The following is a 19,169-nucleotide window of genomic DNA, read 5'->3' as shown; positions in this document are numbered from 1 at the left end:
TCGATCGGGTCCATTTGAACGGCAACGCGAAGGGGCATGTGAAGCTTTCGATCCGAAAGGCGTGTTGATCGCCACGATACCGCGGGCGAGCGTCAGCCGGTGGTCGTTTAGCTGATTTAAACCGGCGGCGAAATGATGCGTCGCGCACAGGGTTAGAAGCGCGCTCGCTTATGGCAAACATGCCGCAGAACGCGCCACTTATAGGAAGTTGTAGGGATCGACGTCGACGGTGATCCGAATGTCGGACTTGAGCTTTGGAATCATTCCAGCCCAGTCCCTGAGATAGCCCTGCAAATCGGCGTCGCGCGGCGCCTTGACGAGCAACCGCCAACGATGGCGGCCACGAACGACGGCTATCGGCGCTTCGGTCGGGCCTAGAACCGAAATGGTATCGCTCTGAGGCGCCCGCCGCGAAATGTCGCGTGCCGTCGTTTCGGTCAGGGCTTTGTCGCGCGCCGAGATGACGATGGCGGCGAGCCGGCCGTATGGCGGCAGCAATCCCGCCTGACGTGTCTTTACCTCGTAATTGAGGAAGGCCTCGCGGTCGCCGGCGACGATCGCCTTCATCACCGGATGGTCGGGCGAATAGCTTTGCACGTAGCCGCGGCCGACGAAACTCGTTCGCCCGGCGCGACCCGTGACCTGCTGCAAGAGCTGGAACGTGCGCTCTGCGGCGCGAGGGTCGGCGCCATGTGCGAGGCCGAGATCACCGTCGACGACGCCGACGAGGGCGAGGCCCGGAAAGTTGTGGCCCTTGGCAACGATTTGCGTGCCGATGATAATATCGAATTCGCGCGCCTCAATGCCACGGATCATCTCGCGCATTTCGGTCAGCCCTGGGATGAGATCGGACGACAGCAACGCCAGACGCGCATCGGGGAATCGCTCCGCCACTTCTTCCTGCACGCGTTCGATACCGGGTCCGCAGGCGACGAGCGCGCCAGGGGCTGCACACTTCGGACATTTCTCGGGGAGCGACAGCGAGAACCCGCAATGGTGGCACGTCAGCCGCTTCTTGAAGCGATGCTCGACGAGCCATGCCGTACACTGCGGACATTCGAGCCGATGGCCGCACGAGCGACAGAGCGTCAGCGGCGCGTAACCACGACGATTGAGGAACAGCAGTGTTTGCTGACCTTTTTCCAGCGTTTCAGTGATCGCTGAAACGAGCTGCGGGGCGAGCCATTTTCCCGGTTCCAGCTTTTCCCGTTTCAAATCGATGACCGAAACATCCGGCATCGCGACGCCGGAGAAGCGGCCCGGAAGGATCGCGTGGCGATAGCGTCCGACGAGCGCGTTGACGTGGCTTTCGATCGACGGCGTCGCGGACGCGAGCACGACGGGAAACTTGCCGAGGTTGCCGCGCACCACGGCCATGTCGCGGCCCTGATAGTGGACGCGGTCTTCCTGCTTGAATCCCTGATCGTGCTCCTCGTCGACGACAATGAGGCCGAGCTGACAGAACGGCAGGAAAAGCGCCGAACGTGCGCCGACGACGCATCGCACGTCACCACGGGCCACGCCTTTCCAGATGCGGCCACGCTCCGCCGGACTCAACGCCGAATGCCACTCGACAGGCGCGGCGCCGAAGCGGCGCGCGAAACGATCGAGGAACTGGCTGGTCAGCGCGATTTCAGGCAGCAAGATCAGGGCTTGGCCGCCGGCTTCGAGCGCACGCGCCACGGCCTCGAAATAGACTTCCGTCTTCCCCGACCCCGTGACGCCATCGAGCAAAGTGACGGAGAAATTCTCAGCGTCGACAGCACTGACCAACGATTCGACGGCGCGCGACTGATCGAGCGTAAAGTCCGTCGACGCGTGGCGCGGCTCAGGGTGCGGAAAGGCGCGTTCGGGGATTGCAACTTCAACGAGCGTGCCGGCCGCAGCCAGTCCGTCAATCACGCCTGTCGAGCAGCCGGCGATGTGCGCCAGATCGGATTTGGCGCGGACCAGGCCATCCGCCGCGATCTCTAGGACGCGCGTGCGAGCGGCGGTCATTTTGGCGGGAAGCTGTGCTCCTTCGACGAGGCAGACGCCGAAGCGGTGTTTCGGCGGCTCGAATGCCGCATCGGCGCTCATCATCATACGCGCCACCATGCCTAGCGGCGCCAGCGAATAGCGCGCCACCCACTCCGCGAAACGCATCGAAATTTCGGGCAGCCGCGGCGCATCGATGCGGCTGGTCAGGGTCTTGAGCTTTTTGGGGTCGACCGGCTTGCGGTCGCCACGCGGCCCGTCCCAGACGATGCCGATTCGGGTTTGGGGTCCGAACGGCACGAGCACGAAGGCACCCGGCGCTGCCTCAATACCCTCCGGCACCAGATAGTCGTAGGTTTGGTCGAGCGCGACCGGCATCAGCACCGGCACGCTGCGGAGGCCGCGACCGGCGCCGTTATCCAGAATTTCGAGCAGACTATCCAAAGGGACGTTCAACGGACTAGAAGCTTTTTCCAAGAATCGGGCGTGCTAGGTTTGCCTTAAGATGCGGCGCAGCAAAGGCAAGCGCCCCGTGACTTATGGGACGAGGTCAGGAGAAATAAATGAAATTTTTCGTCGATACTGCCGACGTGGCCGAGATCAAGGAGTTAGCGGCGACGGGGCTGCTCGACGGCGTGACGACGAATCCGACGCTCGTCGCCAAAGCAGGCCGCGATTTCAAGGAAATCATCAAGGAAATCTGCGCCGCCGTGCCGGGGCCCGTTTCGGCCGAGGTCGCCGCGACCGACTACGACGGCATGATGCGCGAAGCCGAAGTGCTGCGGAAAATCGCCAAGAACGTCACGATCAAGGTGCCGTTGACGATGGACGGCCTCAAAGCCTGCAAGGCGCTGACGGACGATGGGACGATGGTCAACGTAACACTGTGTTTTTCGGCCAATCAGGCGTTGCTGGCGGCGAAGGCGGGCGCGACGTTCGTCTCGCCGTTCATCGGCCGGCTCGACGATATCGGCCTCAACGGCATGGACGTGATCCGGGAAATTCGCACGATCTACGATAACTACCCCGATTTCTCGACGGACATCCTCGCAGCGTCGATCCGCTCCGTGAACCACGTCAAGGAAGCGGCGATGATCGGCGCCGATGTCGCGACCGTTCCACCCGCGATTTTAAAAGCGCTGGTGAAACACCCGCTGACGGATGCCGGGCTGACGGCGTTCGTCAACGACTGGAAGAAGACCGGACAGAAGATCGTGTAACGTCGTCGCCTCAACTCGCCGTGGGCAAATCGCGTGCGCTTGAAGAGCCTTCCCGCAAGTTTGATTGAACGTTTCGCCGCGATCGTCGGCGAAGCGCATGCGTTGACGCGCGCCGACGATCAAGCGCCCTACCTGCGTGAATGGCGCGACCGTTATACGGGCAAGACGCCGGTGGTGCTGCGCCCCGGATCGACGGAAGAGGTCTCGCGGATTCTGGCGTTGGCCAACGAACACCAAGTCGGCATCGTCCCGCAAGGTGGCAATACCGGTCTTGTCGGCGGCCAAATTCCCTCGCAAGAGGGCAACGAGATCGTTCTATCGCTTGCTCGGCTGAAGGCGGTTCGCAACATCGACGCGGCGGGCAGCACGATGATCGTCGAAGCCGGCGTGACGTTACTCGAAGCCCAGAATGCCGCGCAGGCAGCCGACCGGTTGTTCCCGCTGAGCCTTGCCTCGGAAGGAAGCGCCATGATCGGTGGCGTGCTCGCGACAAACGCCGGAGGCACGGCGGTGCTCGCCTACGGCAATGCGCGGAATTTGACGCTCGGGCTCGAGGCAGTGCTCGCCGACGGGCGCGTTTGGCACGGGCTGCGACGGTTGAAAAAGGACAACACCGGGTACGATCTGCGCGATCTGCTGATCGGTTCGGAGGGCACACTCGGCGTCATAACGGCGGCGTGCTTGAAGCTTTTGCCAATGCCGGCCGAACGCGAAACCGCCATCGTCGCGTTTCAATCGCCGGATGATGCGCTGAAACTGCTGCGGCTGGCGGAACGCCACGCGGGACAATCGCTGACGGCGTTTGAATTCTGGGCGGCTCGCGCGCAAGAGTTCGCGCTTCGCTTCATGCCGAACGTTCGCGATCCATTCGCCGACCGGCATCCCTGGTACGCATTGATCGAATTATCGCAGGCGCGCGGCAGCGATCAGAGTGCGAACGCGATGGAATATCTCCTGACGGCGGCGAGCGAAGACGGCATCATTCGCGATGCGGTCTTCGCCGGATCGCTGCAGCAGGCGCAGGATTTCTGGCGTCTACGCGACGCCTTCTCGGAAGCACAAAAAGGCGCCGGTGGCAGCATCAAGCACGACATCTCCGTGCCGGTTGCCCGCATTCCGGAATTCCTGATGCGTGCCGCCAGCGTCGTCGAACGTGTCTGCCCGGCCGCGCGTCCGGTGCCGTTCGGTCATTTCGGCGACGGCAATCTGCACTACAACGTCACGCAGCCCGAAGGCATGGATCGCGCCGCGTATCTGGCGCTCTGGACGCCGATGTCGGATGCGATCTTCGAACTTGTCGCGGATCTCGACGGCTCGATCTCGGCCGAACATGGTATCGGCCAGATGAAGCGCGAGGCGTTGCGGCTCTATAGAACGCCGGTCGAACTCGACATGATGCGTTCGATCAAGCAAGCGCTCGACCCCAAGGGCATATTGAATCCCGGCAAACTGCTGTAGAAAAGCCTGGCGTTAACGCTTCGTTAACCCAATCACCCAGACGCTTCTGCGGGCACGACAGGGCGCAGCACATGACGGACACGCTTGATGACATTCTGACGGCGGATGCCGAGCTGCCGCTCGGAGCCGATCTGAGACAGGCCGTCGACGCGTGGCTGACACATCTCGTCAACGAGCGCGGTCAAAGTCCCGCGACGTGCGAAGCTTACGCGCGCGATCTCCGGCAATTCCTGGCGTTTCTCAAATCTCACCTGGGCCATCCGCCGTGTCTCGGCGATCTGGCGCGGCTCGATGCCAAGGCGTTTCGCGCTTTCCTCGCCAAGCGGCGCAAGGCCAAGGTCATTTCGCGATCGCTGGCGCGGTCGCTATCGGCGCTGAGAACGTTTTTCCGGTGGCTCGAGCGGGAAGACACGCTGAAAAATCGCGCCGTATTGCAGGTGGCGCTGCCGAAGATTCCGCATTCCGTACCCAAGCCATTGACGATAGAGGGCGCGGCGTCGCTCGTCGTAGCTGACGTTACCTTCGAGACGGAATGGATTGTGGCTCGCGACGTCGCCGTGATGTTGCTGCTCTATGGAGCCGGGCTTCGTATCAGCGAAGCGTTGAGTCTGACGCCGAACAAGGCGCCGCTCGATGGCCGCGACGTCATGCATATCAAGGGCAAGGGCGGCAAGGAACGGCTGGTGCCGGCGCTGGCCATCGTATCCGGCGCGATCGCAAAGTACATGCGCCTTTGCCCGCACCCGCTGACACCGGATGGACCGCTGTTTCTCGGGGCGCGCGGTGGTCCGCTGTCGCCGCGCCTCATCCAGCTGGCGATGGAAAAGCTGCGCCATCAGCTTGGCTTGCCTGAGACCGCCACGCCGCATGCACTCCGGCATTCGTTCGCTACGCATCTTCTTTCGGCCGGTGCCGATTTACGACAAATCCAGGAGCTTTTGGGTCACGCCTCGCTCTCGACGACACAAGTCTATACGGAAGTGGATCGGGAGCGCCTGCTTGCGGTTTACGATCAGGCTCATCCGAGGGCGGCGCGACTCTGAACGTCAACGCCCGTCAAGCGCGAGATTGTCATGATATTACCACCTAATATCCGGCCGTTTGCGTGCGTGTTTGGCGCGACGTTGGTTGCGACGCTTCTCTTGGCGTCTCGCCCGGCGGTCGCCACAGAGGCCGGGCGCTGTCACGGCATCGACATGCTCGCCGAACTACAGACCACGTCGCCCGAGCTCTACAAAAAGGTGATGGAGGAAAGCAAAGCACTTCCCAACACCGAAGCCGTGTTTTGGAAAGTCGAGAAGCCCGGCGTCGAACCCTCCTACCTGTTCGGAACGATGCATCTGAGCGATCCCCGAATTTCCGAGCTTTCGCAGAAAGCCAAAGACGCGATCGCCAAATCGAAATCCGTGACGCTTGAAGTCGCGGATCTGTCGGACAAGGCGGTCGGCGACGCGATGGCGAAAGACCGAAACCTCATTGTTTATGCCGACGGCAGCAAATCCCTCAAAACGCAACTTTCGGACGACGAATACAAGAAGGTCGAGAAGGTCGTTTCGAAGTCGGGCATGCCGGCGGAATTCGCGAGCGTACTGAAGCCCTGGCTCGTCAGCATGTTGCTAGCCACTTCGGATTGCGAACGCCGTCAGTTGGCTTCCGGCGCAAAGGTACTCGATCTGCGCGTCGCGGCGGAGGCGCAGAAGGACGGGATGACGGTCGGCGGGCTCGAGACGGTCGAAGATCAGCTCGCGGCGCTCGCCGCCGTGCCGGAGGACCAGCAGGTCGCCATGCTGAAAGTCGGCCTCAAGTACATCGACCGCGCCGACGACATGATGGAAACGCTGGTCCAGATGTATGTGAAGCGTCAGATCGGCGCCGCCATGCCATTCCAGCTGGCGCTGGCGGCCGAGACCGGCGTGCCGGCTTCGGCGTTCGACGGGTTCAAAAAAACGCTGCTTGTCGATCGCAACGTCAAGATGCGCGACGCGGCTGCGCCAATGCTCGAAAAGGGCAATGCCTTCATCGCCGTCGGCGCTCTGCATCTGCCGGGCGAGACGGGTCTCGTGGCGCTGCTACGCGACCGGGGCTACACCGTCACGCCGGTCGAGTAGCGCTCAGAAATGTATTGCCCGTTTGCCGACGGCAAGGGCCGCTTCCTTGACGGCTTCCGTCAACGTCGGATGCGCGTGGCAGGTGCGCGCCAAGTCTTCCGCTGAACCGCTGAATTCCATCAGTACTGCCGCTTCCGCGATGATCTCGCCCGCGTTGACGCCGATGATGTGAACGCCGAGCACGCGGTCCGTCGTGGCGTCGGCCAGGATTTTGACGAAGCCGTCCGTCATGTGAATGGTCTTGGCGCGACCGTTCGCGGTAAACGGAAATTTGCCGACGTTGTAGGCGACGCCGGCGGCCTTCAATTCTTCTTCGCTCTTGCCGACCGTCGCGACCTCCGGGCTCGTGTAGATGACGTTTGGTATGACGTCGTAGTTCACATGGCCCGCTTGCCCCGCGACGACCTCGGCAGCGGCGACGCCTTCGTCTTCCGCCTTGTGCGCCAGCATGGGGCCCGCGATGACATCGCCGATGGCGAACACGCCCGTCAGATTCGTCTGGAAATGGCCGTCGACCAGCACGCGCTTCTTGGTATCGAGCGCGATTCCGGCCTCCGCGAGCCCAAGCCCATCTGTGAACGGTACGCGGCCGACCGCGACGAGCACAATATCGGTTTCAATGGATTCGGCAGGACCGCCTGCAGCCGGCTCGATGTTTGCAACGACGCTCCGGCCTCGCGTCTCGACCGAGGCGACCTTGCTCGACAGCCGAATTGCGACGCCCTGCTTTTCGAGAATGCGCTGAAAAGCCCGCGCGATTTCGTTGTCTACTCCGGGCAAAATTCGGTTGAGGTATTCGACGACGAGTACGTCCGAGCCGAGGCGCTGCCAGACGGACCCGAGTTCGAGTCCGATGACGCCGGCGCCGATGACGAGAAGCCTGCGCGGCACAGCCGGCAAGTCGAGTGCGCCAGTCGACGACACGATGCGCTTTTCATCGATCTCGATTCCGGGAAGACGGGCCGAATCGGATCCAGTCGCGATGACGATCGATTTTGTCGCGAGCGTCTGCGTCTCACCACTGGCCGAAGTCACGGCGACTTGCCCAGATTTGATGATGCGGCCAGTGCCGAAGACGCTGTCGATTTTGTTTTTCTTCAAGAGATATGCGACGCCATCGACGTTACCTTTGACGCCTTCGCGTTTGAACGCCTGCATCGTCGGCAAATCTAGCGTCGGATTGGCGTCGATACCCATTGCAGCAAAGGCATGCTTTGCTTCGGCGTAGGCGTGCGAAGCGTGCAGCAGGGCTTTCGACGGAATGCAGCCGACGTTGAGACACGTGCCGCCGTGCGTCGCCCGCTTTTCGACGACTGCAACTTTGAGCCCGAGCTGCGCGGCGCGAATGGCGCAGATATATCCGCCGGGTCCGGTGCCGATGACCACCAGATCGTACGAAGTGGCCATTCCTCAAAGCTCCAGAATGAAGCGCTGCGGATCTTCGAGACACTCTTTGACGCGCATCAGGAAGGTCACCGCCTCCTTCCCATCAACGACGCGGTGGTCGTACGACAGAGCCAGATACATCATCGGGCGCGCCACGACCTGACCGGCGCGGACGACGGGCCGCTCCTCGATGCGGTGCATGCCGAGGATGCCCGATTGCGGAGCATTGAGGATAGGCGTCGACATCAGCGAACCATAGACGCCGCCGTTCGAGATCGTGAACGTGCCGCCCTGCATGTCATCGATCGAAAGCTTGCCGTCACGAGCCCGGCGGCCGAAATCATTGATTTGCTGTTCGATCTCGGCAAGGCTCAAACGATCGGCATCGCGGACCACCGGGACGACGAGACCCTTCTCGGTCCCGACGGCGACGCCGATGTGATAATAATTCTTGTAGACGAGATCGTCGCCGTCGATCTCGGCATTGACGGCGGGCACGTCGCGCAATGCCTGGATGCAGGCCTTCACGAACAAACCCATAAATCCCAATTTCACACCGTGGCGCTTTTCGAAGGCGTCCTTGTATTGCGCGCGCATCGCCATCACCGCGGTCATGTCGACGTCGTTGAACGTCGTTAGCATGGCGGCTGTATTTTGCGCGTCCTTCAGGCGCCGTGCGATCGTCTGGCGGAGCCTCGTCATCTTGACGCGCTCTTCGCGGGTCGCGTCGTTGGCGGGGGAAGGAAAGCGCACATCCTTCAAGGCTGAAGCCGTATGCCGGTGCACAGCAACGGCCTTTGCCGGGGCCGCGGCGTTCGACGGTTCGCGAGGTGGCGGAGGTGGCGAGGGCTTCGCCGCAGCCGCAATCGCATTGACGACGTCTTCTTTCAAAATCTGGCCGTGCTTGCCGGAGCCGTGGATCTCCGAAGCTTCAAAGCCTGCCTCTTCCAGCGCCTTGCGCGCAGCGGGAGCCGGAGGTGGTGTGGCGGCTGACGTCGATGGCCTGGACACGGTTGGCTGCGCTGTCTGAGGCTGAGGACGCGGCGGCGGGGGTGCAGCCTTCGGCTCGCTCGGGGCCGATTGTGGCGCGGAGGCCGAAGCGGTCTTTGCAGCCCCATCTCTCAAGGCCGCGAGCAGCGATCCGACGGCGACGGTCGATCCCGACTTGACGAGGATATCGCCAAGCACGCCCGAAGCCGGCGCCGGTACTTCGACGGTGACCTTGTCGGTTTCGAGTTCGACGAGCGGCTCGTCGGCGTTGACCGACTCTCCGGCTTGCTTGAACCACTTGCCTACGGTCGCCTCCGTCACGCTTTCGCCAAGCGCGGGAACGCGAATCTCGATCGACATATGAGCCCTCACACCTTCCTGATTACGTTCCGAGCGCGTCGGCGACGAGTGCGGTCTGCTCCTTGATATGTTGCGAAAGCAGACCGGTTGCAGTTGAAGCCGAGGCAGGTCGCCCAGCGTAGCGCGGGCGACTATGAATATAGCCTAAATGGTTCAGCACCCACTCGATATTCGCATCCATGAAGTACCAGGCGCCCATGTTTTTCGGCTCCTCCTGGCACCAGACGATTTCCGCGAACTTGAAACGTCCGAGTTCGTGGATCAACGCACGGGCGGGAAACGGATAAAGCTGCTCGACGCGCAGCAGGTAGACGTCGTCGCGCTGTTGCTTGTCGCGGGCCTCGAGCAGATCATAATAGACTTTGCCGGAACAGATCACGACCCGCTTGATTTCGTTGTCGGGACGCAGCGTGATTGACCCCGTACCCATCTCGGCGTCGTCCCAAAGAAGCCGGTGGAAACTCGTTTGAGCGCCGAATTCCTCGATCCTCGAGACGACGCGCTTGTGGCGCAGCAAGGATTTCGGCGTCATCAGGATCAGCGGCTTGCGGAAGTTGCGATGCAGCTGCCGTCGCAGAATGTGGAAGTAATTGGCGGGCGTCGTGCAGTTTGCGACTTGCCAATTGTCCTCTGCGGAAAGCTGCAGGAAACGTTCGAGGCGTGCCGAAGAGTGCTCTGGGCCCTGCCCTTCATAGCCGTGCGGCAACAAGCAGACGAGACCCGACATGCGCAGCCATTTGCGTTCGGCCGACGACACGAACTGATCGAAGATGACCTGCGCGCCGTTTGCGAAATCGCCAAACTGCGCCTCCCATAGGGTCAGCGCATTCGGCTCGGCGAGCGAATAGCCGTATTCAAAACCAAGAACGGCCTCTTCCGACAGCATCGAGTTGACGATTTCGAAGCGTGCCTGGTTCGGTGAAATGTGCTTCAGCGGCGCGAACCGGCGGTCGTTGTCCTGGTCGACGAATACGGCATGGCGCTGCGAGAACGTACCGCGCTCGCAATCTTGACCTGAAAGGCGGACGCGAAAGCCTTCCATCAACAGCGATGCGAAGGCGAGATGTTCGCCCATCGCCCAGTCTATGCCCTGGCCGCTTTCGATCATCTCGCGGCGGCGATCCAGCAACCTGCTGATTGTCTTGTGAATGTGAAAATCTGTCGGGATGACCGTGACGCGCCGGCCGATGTCCCTCAGCTTCTCGACCGCAACGCCGGTATTGCCGCGCCAATCGTCGCTATCGACGCGCGTGATGCCGGACCAGCGGCCGTCGAGCCAATCGGCTTTGTTCGGTTTGTAGCCGTCGGAGAACCCGAACTCGCTGTCGAGGTTGGCGCGAACCGATTCCTTCATTTCCGTGACTTCGGCGTCATTCAGCACGCCTTGTTCGATAAGTTCCTTCGAATAAATCTCAACGACGGTCGGATGCGACTTGATGCGCTTGTACATCGCCGGCTGCGTGAACATCGGCTCGTCGGTCTCGTTATGGCCGTGCCGGCGATAGCAGAACATGTCGATGACGACCGGCTTCTGGAAACGCTGGCGGAATTCCGTCGCGATCTTCGCGACATGCACGACGGCTTCCGGATTGTCGCCGTTCACGTGGAAGATCGGCGCTTCGATCATCAACGCCACGTCCGAGCAGTAGGGCGAGGAACGCGAGTGATGCGGCGACGTCGTGAAGCCGATCTGGTTGTTGATGATGAAGTGGATCGAGCCGCCGGTGCGGTGACCTCTGAGGCCCGATAGGCCGAAGCACTCGGCAACGACACCTTGCCCGGCGAACGCCGCATCGCCGTGAATGAGAAGCGGTAGCACGGGTGTGCGTTCGCCGGCCGCGCATCCGTATTGATCCTGCTTGGCGCGCACTTTGCCGAGCACCACCGGATCTACGATTTCGAGATGCGAGGGGTTGGCCGTCAGCGACAAGTGGACGGTATTGCCGTCGAAGGCGCGATCGGAAGATGCACCGAGGTGGTATTTGACGTCGCCTGATCCCTCGACATCGTCCGGCTTGAAGGAGCCTCCCTTGAATTCCTTGAAAATCGCGCGCAGGGGCTTGGCCAGCACGTTGGCGAGCACGGTGAGGCGCCCGCGATGCGCCATGCCGATCGCAATTTCTCGGACGCCGAGTTGGCCGCCGCGCTTGATGATTTGCTCGAGCGCCGGGATCATCGCTTCGCCGCCGTCGATGCCGAAGCGCTTGGTTCCTGTGTATTTCAGATCGCAGAATTTTTCGAACGTCTCGGCTTCGATCAATTTCCTGAGGATCGCCTTACGACCCTTCGGCGTGAAGCGAATATCCTTCTCCACACCTTCGACTCGCTCCTGAATCCAACCCTTTTGCGTCGGATCTGTAATGTGCGTGAACTGAACGCCAATCTGGCGGCAGTACGTGCGCCGCAGAATGGCAAGTATCTGGCGCATCGTCGCCGTGTCGAGACCCATGACGTGGTCGATGAAGATTGGCCGGTCGAGATCGGCTTCGGTGAAGCCATACGACTCCGGCATCAGCTCGCGGTGCACGCGGCGATCGGCGAGGCCAAGCGGATCGAGGTCGGCGGCGAGATGGCCGATAACGCGGTAGGCGCGGATCAGCATCAGCGCGCGGATTGAATCCTGTGTCGCCCGGAGCGAGGCCGCCGGCGTCATCTCGAAGCCGGCGACGTGCGCCTGCCGCACGATCTTGTCGCGGATCGTGCGTTCCGTCTGTCCGTAATCGCCGGTCAGAGCCCCGACGAGATCGCGGTCCGTTGCATTGTCGTTGAGGAGGGCCGAAAGCTGCGGCGCCCACGCCGGCCCACCCGCTTCGATGCCGGCAGTCGCCTCAGGCTCTTTGATGCTCTCGAAAAAACGCCGCCATTCATCGCTTACAGCGCCGGGGTTGCGCTCATATTCCGCCTGCATGTCTTCGATGTAGGGCGCATTGGCGGCATTCAAAAACGAGGTGCGCAAAAAGGCTTCGTTCTGGCCGTTTCGTGACATCTAGTTCGTCCTTTTCATGCTCCGGCTGCTAATCTGAGCAGCGGCTGACGCGGACATATCGACCGGATGCAATATCGCCGGTCTTCGACTTATCGCCCTCTAGCTCGCTTATCCGTTGAGCATTTCGACAAGAGTACGACCGAGAGAAGCCGGACTCGGCGAGATGGCAATGCCGGCGGCTTTCATCGCGGCCAGCTTGTCTTCGGCCTTGCCCTTACCGCCTGAAATGATGGCGCCCGCGTGACCCATGCGCCGGCCTGGCGGCGCCGTGACACCGGCGATGAAACCTGCCACCGGCTTCTTGCGGCCTTTGCGGGCTTCGCGCGTCAGAAATTCTGCCGCGTCTTCCTCGGCCGAACCGCCGATCTCGCCGATCATGATGATCGATTGCGTGTCCTTATCGGCGAGGAACATGTCGAGCACGTCGATGAACTCGGTACCTTTGACCGGGTCGCCGCCGATGCCGACGGCCGTAGTTTGCCCGAGCCCGACATCGGTCGTCTGCTTCACAGCTTCATATGTAAGCGTTCCCGATCGCGAAACGATGCCGACCGTGCCGATTTTGAAAATGTTTCCCGGCATGATGCCGATCTTGCATTGACCCGGCGTCAGCACGCCCGGACAGTTCGGCCCGATCAGACGCGATTTCGATCCGTCGAGCGCCCGCTTCACCCTCACCATGTCCATCACCGGAATGCCTTCGGTGATGCAGACGATGAGCGGCACTTCAGCGTCGATGGCTTCGAGAATGGCATCGGCCGCGAACGGTGGAGGGACGTAGATCGACGTCGCGTTAGCGCCCGTCTTGGCGACCGCCTCGGCGACGCTGTCGAACAGCGGTACGTCGGCAAGCTCGGCGTCGGGGTGCCTCGTGCCGCCCTTCCCGGGCGTCACGCCGCCGACGATTTGCGTGCCGTAGGCCCGCGCCTGTTTCGTGTGAAACGTTCCCTGGCTACCGGTTATGCCCTGACAAATGACCTTGGTCGCCGTGTCGATTAGAATTGCCATTCCGTCCCCGCGTAAGACGTCCCGCTTGTGCGCGAATGTCGCGCATTTTTTGCGGTGCAGCAAGAGCGACGAACGTCTTATGAGGAACAGTTTTACCCAGTGCTGGCGCGGCCCTTCATGACAATAGCTGGAAGGAGGTGCTGCAAAATGCCTAGGCGGCGCTTTTCAGCTCGTCGGTGATCTTTTTTGCGGCGTCGGCGAGGTCATCGGCCGGAATGATCTTGAGGCCCGATCCCTTCAAAATTTTCTTGCCGAGTTCGACGTTTGTCCCCTCAAGGCGCACGACCAGCGGCACCTCGATGTGCATTTCGCGTGCCGCCGCGATAACCCCTTCGGCGATGATGTCACAACGCATGATGCCACCGAAGATATTGACCAGAATACCTTTGACGGCCGGATCGGCGAGAATGATCTTGAAGGCTTCCTGAACCTTTTCCTTCGAGGCGCCGCCGCCAACGTCGAGGAAGTTCGCCGGTTCCTGGCCATAGAGCTTGATGATGTCCATCGTCGCCATAGCGAGGCCGGCGCCGTTGACGAGGCAGCCGATGTTGCCGTCGAGCTTGACGAAGGCGAGATCGTGCTTGGAGGCTTCGATCTCGGTTGCATCCTCTTCACCGAGGTCGCGAAGCGCGACGATGTCGGGCTGGCGATAAAGCGCGTTGCTGTCGAAGTTCATCTTACCGTCGAGGCAGATGAGCTTGTCGTCCTTGGTGACGACCAGCGGGTTGATCTCGAGCAGGCTCATGTCCTTCTCGACGACCATGCGGTAAAGATTGTCGATGAGCTTGCCGCAGGCTTTCACCTGATCGCCCTTGAGACCCAGCGCGAACGCAATCCTGCGGCCATGAAACGGCTGGTAGCCGGTCGCCGGGTCGATGGTCAGCGTGTGGATCCTTTCTGGAGTGGCGTGCGCCACATCCTCGATGTTCATGCCGCCGGCTTCACTGGCGATGAAGGCAACACGTGACGAATCACGATCGATGAGGGCTGAAAGATAAAGCTCGCGTGCAATCGCAGAGCCGTCCTCGACATAGAGACGATTGACGACGCGGCCAGCTGGTCCCGTCTGCACGGTGACGAGCGTCTTGCCGAGCATCTCTTCGGCGAACGTCTTGACTTCATCGATCGACTTGGCAAGCCGCACGCCACCCTTATCGCCGGCCGATGGTTCCTTGAATTTCCCCTTGCCGCGGCCGCCGGCATGAATTTGTGCTTTGACGACCCAGACGGGACCGGAAAGTTTTTTTGCGGCTTCGACAGCCTCGGCCACCGAAAAAGCCGGGAAGCCGTTGGGCGTCGGCACGCCGAACTGACGATAGAGTTCCTTGGCCTGATATTCGTGAATGTTCATCGCATCGCCCTGTTGCCGGAGTATCGTTCGTCGCGTCTCTGATTTCTCGTGATGCCGTCTTTACGCCCTATTTCGGAGCCCAAAAGGCGAGGCTCACGCGCAATTGTCGGTATGGCAAGCCTGCGCCTCTTGAGTTGCGGTCGGCGCCGCCGTAAGTCCGGGTTCAATACAGACCTAGTCAACAACGGGGATCGTCCATGTCTACGTCTTTTGCGTGCATCAACATTGATGGCTTGAAATCGGCGCGGACAGGCCGCGATCCGTACAACTTTCTCGTCGGCGATAATTTCATTCAACCGACAGCCGTCGATCCACTCAAAGCGGATTATCCGGATCTCAAAGAGCCTGGCTTCTTCACGGAAACCGATATCAGCGAGCGTGTCCACGGTGCCTTCGCGAAACTGTTGCAAGACCTGAAGAGCCCTGAGGTTTCGAAAATCGTTTCGGAGAAACTCGATATCGATCTCGTCGACAAGCCGAAGATGATCACGATCCGCAAGATCTCGGCGGCGAAAGACGGGCGCATCCATACCGACGGCGAAGCCAAGATCGCAACGATGCTGACGTATCTCAACGACAAATGGGACGGCACCGCTGCAGGCTGCCTTCGGGTCCTGCGCAACGAAAAGAGCTTCGAAGACTACGTCGAGCAGATCAGCCCCCTCACCGGTACCGTTTTCGCGTTTCGCCGTTCCGATGGCTCCTGGCATGGGCACACGCCTTTCGTCGGTGAGCGCCGCGTCGTTCAAATGACATGGCTCAGAAGCGAAGCCGATGTTGCACGGAAGGAAAAGCGCGGCGCGCTGTCCCACAATTTGAAAAAGATGTTCCGGTTCGGTTGAGACAATAGCCTGAGCGTCGCGTGCGGCGAAGTTTGAACAGCTTGGCCGCACGGCTTTCTTTGCTCGCTCACGTTGCGAGCACCGGTTTGATCTTTTTGCAGGCGTCGATCAGGCTGCGCACGGAATTGACCGACTTTGAAAACATTGCCTGCTCTCCGTCGTCGAGCGCCAACTCGACGACCTTCTCGATACCGCCAGCCCCGATGATCGCCGTAACACCAACGTAGGTGTCCTTTTGGCCGTACTCGCCGTTGAGATAGGCCGCACACGGCAGCATGCGCTTTTTATCCTTCAGGTAGCTTTCGGCCATGGCGATCGCCGAGGAAGCGGGCGCATAGAAGGCCGAGCCCGTTCCGAGCAGGGCTACGATTTCTCCGCCGCCGCCGCGCGTCCGCTTGATCATCGCGTCAAGGCTTTCCTGGCTGAAAAAGCCGAGCTTGATGCAATCGGGCAGCGGCACGCCGCCAATCGTCGAATAGCGAATGAGCGGCACCATATCGTCGCCGTGGCCGCCAAGCGTCAGAGCACAAACATCTTCGATTGAAACGCCGGCTGCCTCAGCCAGAAAGCATGAGAAGCGAGCGCTATCGAGCACGCCGGCCATGCCGACGACCTTGTTCGACGGTAACCCCGTAAACTTCTGCAGCGCCCAGACCATCGCATCGAGTGGGTTCGTGATGCAGATGACAAAGGCGTTCGGCGCATATTGTTTGATCGCCGTGCCGACCTGCTCCATGACGCCGAGATTGACGCCCAGGAGATCATCGCGGCTCATGCCGGGCTTGCGCGGTATGCCCGCGGTGACGATACAAACGTCGGCGCCCTCGATTGCCGCGTAACCGTTCGTTCCGGCGCCTGCGAGCTTGGCGTTATAGCCTTCGATCGCGGCGGCTTGCGAAAGATCGAGCGCCTTGCCCTTGGCGACCCCCTCGATGATGTCCGTCAGGACAATGTCGCCCAGCTCCTTGAGCCCGGCCAGCAGCGCAATCGTGCCACCAATCTGTCCAGAGCCGATCAATGCGATTTTGCTGCGCGCCATACCTAAACTTCCCCCGGAGGATTTTTGAATCATTGCAGTCGAGAGGACGGACATCCTGCCGCCTAATCAAATTGGTCGGAGGGGCAAACGCAAGCCGCAACTTTCATCCGAAAGTGCAATGGCTGGTAAATAATTATCGTATTTCGCCGATCACCGCCGCGCCCGCCCGCCCGAATGGCCCGCGAGGTAGGCTTCGGACCGCATCTCGGTGAGGCGGGAGGCGGTCCGCTGAAAGTGGTCCGATCCAACGCCTTTGGGGTAGAGCGCACTGGGCTCGGCCGCCGTCGATGCGATCAGGCAGATGCGGTTGTCGTAGAGCGCGTCGACCAAATTTATGAAACGCCGGACGACATCACGGCGACCAGGGGTCAGCAACGGAATATCGTCGATAATCACGGTATGGAAGGCATGGGCGATGTGCAGATAGTCATTGGCGCCGAGTGGCTGGGCACAAAGATCGTCGAAGTGGAAGCGGGCGACGCCCATCGATGCGAGCGGCACGCGCACTTTTCGGCCTTTGACGTCGAGCGCCTGGGATTTGCCGGGATGTCGGCCGGTGAGACGCTCCCAATGCTTGTCGAGCGACGCCTTGGCTGCAGCGTCGGCAGGAAAGAAATAGAGCTGGGCGCCTGACAGCTTGTCGAGACGAAAATCCTTTTCGGCTTTCAGCTCGACGATGTCCATGTGCGCGCTGACCAAACCGATAAACGGTAGAAACAGTTGGCGATTGAGACCGTTCTTGTAGAGTCCCGACGGCGGCGAATTCGACGTTACGACGACAACGATGCCGGCGGCAAACAAGCCTTCGAACAACCGTCCCAGGATCATCGCGTCGGCGATATCGGTGACGTGCAATTCATCGAAACAAAGAAGCCGTGCTTCTTTTGCGATGGCCTGAGCGACGTGCGGTATCGGATCGCCCGGAACGTTCGTCCGGGCCATCGCGATGCGATCGTGGACGTCCGCCATGAATTCGTGGAAGTGGGCCCGCCGCTTCGGTTCGAATGGCGTTTCTTCGAAGAAGAGGTCCATCAGCATCGTCTTGCCGCGGCCCACGGCGCCCCAGATATAAAGCCCCCTGGGCGAGGGCGGCCGCTTGCCCAAGATACGCGAAACCACGTTTCGCTTCCGGCGAAGCTGCATCAGCTCGCTCTGAAGCGCATCCAGACGAGCGGCGAGTGCGGACTGCGCCGCATCGGGCTCAATCTCGAGCTCGGCAAGACGCTCCTGATAGCCCTCGATGATCGTTCCCATTCGCCCCGCCGGCCTGCACGCTTCGGTATTCGGTAGTCGTGCCGGCATGCAAAGCGCAACACCGCGCAATCATATCGCGTGAACGTTTCGCGCGACTGAATGTCACCATCCGGCGATTTCTCCAGAATTGTGCCCAGGGCCGCCGTTGCGAGCGGGTCAGACTTCCGTCGCCTGGAAGTGCATTGCTGCTGTGCAGCATAGCCTATCGCTATGCACGGATTAGTCACCAATTGCTGGTACTTACAAGTGTTTAGCGGGCGGCGTGCCGCGCGCGACTGAAGGAGCTTCGAGATGTTGGAAGCCGATCAATTATCAACTGAAGCGCAGTTTGGCTTCATTCGGCGCTTGCTGGTGAGCGAGAGCTACCTGCTCAAGGAGCACTTGCAGCGGCTCGACCCCGAGGCCCGGCGCCGCCGGTTCGGCCACGATGTGTCCGACGACACAATTGCCTCTTACGCGTCGCGCGCGGGCGACATCGGCAACATTACGTTCGGCTATTTCGTCGAAGGCGAAGTTCGCGCCGTGGCGGAATTGCGTCCCGATGCCCTGATCCGCCGCGATAGCGCCGAAGTCGCCTTTTCGGTCGAACGGCCATTCATCAACCGGGGCATTGCAACGCAACTGATGGGTCGCGTTATTCAGACCGCACGAAATCGCGGACTACGCCATCTGCTGCTGGTCTGCATGCCGGACAATGCCAAGATGCAAGCCATCGCTCGGCACTACGGAGCAGAACTGAAAATCGCCGACGGCTCGATCGTCGCCGATGTCGTGCCCCGTGGCGCGGACTATCAGTCTTGGGTTTCTGAAATTCTCGATGAGCGTTTGACGTATTTGCACGCGGCGCTCGACATGCAAACGCGCATGAGCGGACGTGCCGGGATTTAATCGCCGCCAATTGCTATTTTTGAATTGGCCGCGCAATTGAGACGGAAAATGCCATCTCGCCCAATGTGTATTTGCGCCCGCGAGTCGCCCAAAACGCCAAGTGTTCACGAAAAATAAGAAAAATTGCGACATTCAAGTCACACGTGCCTGTTAATAAACTCCTTTTTGCCCGCTATATCAAACTTCTCCGTCTACAAACTTCGTGAATTTGCTCATGTTTGCGAAGTTCGAGCTGATTCGAACTCTAGAGGGAGACTAAACCTATGGCTAAAGCAGCAGCGAAGACAGCAAAGAGAAAGAAA

The 19,169-nt window shown here is 60.7% G+C and carries 14 protein-coding genes; 6 read left to right on the top strand and 8 right to left on the bottom strand.

Annotation, left to right across the window (positions count from 1 at the left end; genetic code table 11):
- Positions 1–198: 198 nt before the first annotated feature.
- Positions 199–2,433 (bottom strand): primosomal protein N', encoded by a 2,235-nt coding sequence (locus tag VN623_RS10080; protein WP_325570662.1) that lies wholly within the window; start codon positions 2,431–2,433, stop codon positions 199–201.
- 107 nt (positions 2,434–2,540) lie between these two features.
- Between VN623_RS10080 and fsa the strand changes: the two genes are divergently transcribed.
- The 4 genes from fsa to VN623_RS10060 all read left to right on the top strand — a co-directional run bounded on the left by fsa (position 2,541) and on the right by VN623_RS10060 (position 6,763).
- Entirely contained in the window at positions 2,541–3,197 is a 657-nt protein-coding gene (gene fsa / locus VN623_RS10075) for a fructose-6-phosphate aldolase (protein ID WP_325570660.1), read from the top strand.
- Positions 3,198–3,257: 60 nt separating this feature from the next.
- The gene (locus VN623_RS10070; protein ID WP_325570658.1) at positions 3,258–4,655 is read left to right on the top strand and encodes an FAD-binding oxidoreductase; all 1,398 of its coding nucleotides are present in this window, start codon (positions 3,258–3,260) and stop codon (positions 4,653–4,655) included.
- Positions 4,656–4,726: 71 nt separating this feature from the next.
- Positions 4,727–5,698, top strand: a complete 972-nt coding sequence (locus VN623_RS10065) for a tyrosine recombinase XerC (RefSeq protein ID WP_325570656.1) — start codon at positions 4,727–4,729, stop codon at positions 5,696–5,698.
- Positions 5,699–5,728: 30 nt separating this feature from the next.
- Complete coding sequence (locus tag VN623_RS10060) at positions 5,729–6,763, top strand: TraB/GumN family protein (protein WP_325570654.1); 1,035 nt, start codon at positions 5,729–5,731, stop codon at positions 6,761–6,763.
- A 3-nt stretch (positions 6,764–6,766) separates the two neighbouring features.
- Here the strand turns inward: VN623_RS10060 and lpdA are convergent, their stop codons facing one another.
- The 5 genes from lpdA to sucC all read right to left on the bottom strand — a co-directional run bounded on the left by lpdA (position 6,767) and on the right by sucC (position 14,844).
- Positions 6,767–8,170 carry a dihydrolipoyl dehydrogenase gene (gene lpdA, locus VN623_RS10055; RefSeq protein WP_325570652.1) on the bottom strand — a complete coding sequence of 468 codons (1,404 nt, stop codon included), beginning with the start codon at positions 8,168–8,170 and terminating at the stop codon, positions 6,767–6,769.
- Between the two features lie 3 nt (positions 8,171–8,173).
- The gene (gene odhB / locus VN623_RS10050; protein WP_325570650.1) at positions 8,174–9,499 is read right to left on the bottom strand and encodes a 2-oxoglutarate dehydrogenase complex dihydrolipoyllysine-residue succinyltransferase; all 1,326 of its coding nucleotides are present in this window, start codon (positions 9,497–9,499) and stop codon (positions 8,174–8,176) included.
- 22 nt (positions 9,500–9,521) lie between these two features.
- Positions 9,522–12,485: a 2-oxoglutarate dehydrogenase E1 component gene (locus tag VN623_RS10045; RefSeq protein WP_325570648.1), complete on the bottom strand. Its 2,964-nt coding sequence runs from the start codon at positions 12,483–12,485 to the stop codon at positions 9,522–9,524.
- Between the two features lie 108 nt (positions 12,486–12,593).
- Positions 12,594–13,493 carry a succinate--CoA ligase subunit alpha gene (gene sucD / locus VN623_RS10040; RefSeq protein ID WP_325570647.1) on the bottom strand — a complete coding sequence of 300 codons (900 nt, stop codon included), beginning with the start codon at positions 13,491–13,493 and terminating at the stop codon, positions 12,594–12,596.
- Between the two features lie 151 nt (positions 13,494–13,644).
- Positions 13,645–14,844: an ADP-forming succinate--CoA ligase subunit beta gene (sucC, locus tag VN623_RS10035; RefSeq protein WP_325570645.1), complete on the bottom strand. Its 1,200-nt coding sequence runs from the start codon at positions 14,842–14,844 to the stop codon at positions 13,645–13,647.
- Positions 14,845–15,041: 197 nt separating this feature from the next.
- Here sucC and VN623_RS10030 point away from each other — a divergent pair, with 197 nt between their 5' ends.
- Complete coding sequence (locus VN623_RS10030; RefSeq protein WP_325570643.1) at positions 15,042–15,686, top strand: 2OG-Fe(II) oxygenase; 645 nt, start codon at positions 15,042–15,044, stop codon at positions 15,684–15,686.
- 67 nt (positions 15,687–15,753) lie between these two features.
- Here the strand turns inward: VN623_RS10030 and mdh are convergent, their stop codons facing one another.
- A complete protein-coding gene (mdh, locus tag VN623_RS10025; RefSeq protein ID WP_325570641.1) occupies positions 15,754–16,725 on the bottom strand; it encodes a malate dehydrogenase in 972 nt (323 codons plus the stop codon).
- Positions 16,726–16,875: 150 nt separating this feature from the next.
- On the bottom strand, positions 16,876–17,979 hold the full coding sequence (gene zapE, locus VN623_RS10020) for a cell division protein ZapE (RefSeq protein ID WP_325570639.1): 1,104 nt from the start codon (positions 17,977–17,979) through the stop codon (positions 16,876–16,878).
- A 291-nt stretch (positions 17,980–18,270) separates the two neighbouring features.
- On the opposite strand from zapE, the gene VN623_RS10015 reads away from it, so the two are divergent.
- Positions 18,271–18,867 (top strand): GNAT family N-acetyltransferase, encoded by a 597-nt coding sequence (locus tag VN623_RS10015; RefSeq protein ID WP_325570637.1) that lies wholly within the window; start codon positions 18,271–18,273, stop codon positions 18,865–18,867.
- The last annotated feature ends 302 nt before the right edge of the window (positions 18,868–19,169 follow it).

Source organism: Hyphomicrobium sp. (genome assembly GCF_035572195.1).
Classification (GTDB): Bacteria; Pseudomonadota; Alphaproteobacteria; order Rhizobiales; family Hyphomicrobiaceae; genus Hyphomicrobium_B.
The sequence above is the reverse complement of the archived record's forward strand: the minus strand, read 5'-3'. Positions and strand labels throughout refer to the sequence as shown.

Bases quoted from the DNA above. Each gene is read 5' to 3' on its own strand.
- fsa (WP_325570660.1), top strand. From the start codon at position 2,541: ATGAAATTTTTCGTCGATACTGCCGACGTGGCCGAGATCAAGGAGTTA.
- VN623_RS10065 (WP_325570656.1), top strand. From the start codon at position 4,727: ATGACGGACACGCTTGATGACATTCTGACGGCGGATGCCGAGCTGCCG.
- VN623_RS10060 (WP_325570654.1), top strand. From the start codon at position 5,729: ATGATATTACCACCTAATATCCGGCCGTTTGCGTGCGTGTTTGGCGCG.
- lpdA (WP_325570652.1), bottom strand. From the start codon at position 8,170: ATGGCCACTTCGTACGATCTGGTGGTCATCGGCACCGGACCCGGCGGA.
- odhB (WP_325570650.1), bottom strand. From the start codon at position 9,499: ATGTCGATCGAGATTCGCGTTCCCGCGCTTGGCGAAAGCGTGACGGAG.
- VN623_RS10045 (WP_325570648.1), bottom strand. From the start codon at position 12,485: ATGTCACGAAACGGCCAGAACGAAGCCTTTTTGCGCACCTCGTTTTTG.
- sucD (WP_325570647.1), bottom strand. From the start codon at position 13,493: ATGGCAATTCTAATCGACACGGCGACCAAGGTCATTTGTCAGGGCATA.
- sucC (WP_325570645.1), bottom strand. From the start codon at position 14,844: ATGAACATTCACGAATATCAGGCCAAGGAACTCTATCGTCAGTTCGGC.
- VN623_RS10030 (WP_325570643.1), top strand. From the start codon at position 15,042: ATGTCTACGTCTTTTGCGTGCATCAACATTGATGGCTTGAAATCGGCG.
- mdh (WP_325570641.1), bottom strand. From the start codon at position 16,725: ATGGCGCGCAGCAAAATCGCATTGATCGGCTCTGGACAGATTGGTGGC.
- zapE (WP_325570639.1), bottom strand. From the start codon at position 17,979: ATGGGAACGATCATCGAGGGCTATCAGGAGCGTCTTGCCGAGCTCGAG.
- VN623_RS10015 (WP_325570637.1), top strand. From the start codon at position 18,271: ATGTTGGAAGCCGATCAATTATCAACTGAAGCGCAGTTTGGCTTCATT.